Origin of the sequence: Desulfurella sp. (genome assembly GCF_023256235.1) — a bacterium.
Classification (GTDB): domain Bacteria; phylum Campylobacterota_A; class Desulfurellia; order Desulfurellales; family Desulfurellaceae; genus Desulfurella.
In genome coordinates, this window is the sequence record NZ_JAGDWY010000009.1 from 8,278 (window position 1) to 9,380 (window position 1,103).

1 protein-coding gene is annotated in these 1,103 nt (G+C 32.5%); it reads right to left on the reverse strand.

The features are described 5' to 3' along the window. Window positions 1-153: 153 nt before the first annotated feature. The gene (locus Q0C22_RS00930) at window positions 154-936 is read right to left on the reverse strand and encodes a hypothetical protein (RefSeq protein ID WP_291490215.1); all 783 of its coding nucleotides are present in this window, start codon (window positions 934-936) and stop codon (window positions 154-156) included. Window positions 937-1,103: the final 167 nt, after the last annotated feature.

A 1,103-nucleotide genomic window follows, 5' to 3' on the forward strand; every position in this document is an offset into this window, starting at 1 on the left:
TGATACCCAAAATAACCATTTATTTTTTTCTTGGCTTTCCCTTAAGGCTTCTTCTACAAGTTCTTTTGATTTTTCTTCAACTATAGGTTCCATATAAAAATTATTACAAATTTTAAATAAAAAGTCAACCAAGACCTAAAAAGGTCCTGGCTATTACTTAAGTTTCTGATATAAAAGTTTATTTTGATTGTTAAGTTTAAAATGTGCTATTAAAATTAAAATGCTTATAAATATAAATTCTACAATTGAAGCATTTAGTGTCCCAAGCGCCAAACCGTGCAGGGATGTAGGCTTTGTAAGTAAATCGCCAAAGGTAGCTCCAAATGGTCTTGTAAAAACAAAAGCAACCCAAAACAGTATAACCGGGCTTGCCTTGCTAAAATAATGCAAACACAAAACAATCAAAATAACAGAACTTGTTAGCATTGTGCCACCTAAGTAGCTCAAATGCAAACTATCTGATAAAAAATCCCCAAAAGCAGTACCCAAACTATTTGAAAAAAGTACTGCTACCCAAAAAAATACTTCTTTTCTAGAGTCAGTCATTGGGTAAATACTCAAGTCTCTGTATTTTTTATACCACAAAAATAATGTTGCAAGCAATGCACTTGATAACACTAAGCTGCCCAATGGATAACCTAAATGAAGTGTCCTATCTAAAAGATCGGATATTTCTGTACCTACAGTGGTTGTACCAATAATCGCCAGCCAAAAATACAATGGTACATACTTTTTAGAGCTTAGCTGCGCAAAAAGCGCAAAAGCCAAAAAACTCATTGTAATAACAAGCGTCAAGCTATAGCCCAAATTAAGCGTCATTGACAAAAAATCCCCAAACTTTTCACCAAGCGTTGTCGCTACAATTTTTGTTAGCCAAAAAATCACACCTACTTGAGCTACCTTGTTTAAAAACTCATTTTCTCTAACAATTTCCATACATACCTCCTTGAAAATGTTTTCAAGGGGTATTTTATTTAAAAAAACATTAACGCAAAATTAACGCTTTTGTTCAATTGCACACTTTAATTCTTTTAATGCATTTTTTAAAGAGCAGATGCCACAAGAGTGACATAAAAAAATGGGTTTATTGGATTTTTTTGAAA